Origin of the sequence: Chryseobacterium oncorhynchi, from assembly GCF_002899895.1 — a bacterium.
In the GTDB taxonomy this organism is placed as follows: domain Bacteria; phylum Bacteroidota; class Bacteroidia; order Flavobacteriales; family Weeksellaceae; genus Chryseobacterium; species Chryseobacterium oncorhynchi.
Window position 1 is genome coordinate 1 of the sequence record NZ_PPEI02000029.1, and the last position, 493, is coordinate 493.

The 493-nt window shown below is 50.9% G+C and carries 1 protein-coding gene; it reads right to left on the reverse strand.

Features of this window, described 5'->3' with window-relative positions; genetic code table 11:
* Nucleotides 1-315 (reverse strand): hypothetical protein (locus C1638_RS22810; RefSeq protein ID WP_228428262.1); only part of this gene is annotated, 315 nt, incomplete at its 3' end.
* Between the last annotated feature and the right edge of the window lie 178 nt (nucleotides 316-493).

The window sequence follows — 493 nt, forward strand, 5'->3', positions numbered from 1 at the left end:
TAAATCCTCAAGTGTCCCGACGATGGCATAGCTAGGGCACCCGAGGCAGTGAATAAACTCAGAGCAGTGAGTTACTCCATCCTTAGGCGCCCGATTCCCATACAGGCTATCTTGACAACCTCCAGGAGGAGTAGGCGTAACGTGGATGCCACGTAGCTTGTCAGGAAAGGCTTCACCAACAAAAATAGCTCCCTCAGCCTTGATTTCGTCGTTTATCCTTAGATAGTGGTTATCTGCAACCTGTGGCGTATGCCCCATGACCGACGAAACCTCTAGAATGTCGCCGCCACTGAGTTTCCACAAACGGCTTTCCATAGTCTTCCGCAGCCGACTAAGGGTGACATTTAGTCGATTCCCTTGATCATCCTGGAGCGCGTGTCGTTCGCAAATACTCCTAGTCGATGAAAAAACGGCACTTGGAGTTAGGGTTACAATTTCGTCAAAGCGGCCCGGCTGTCCAGAACGGTATAACCACACGCATGAGGAGATACCC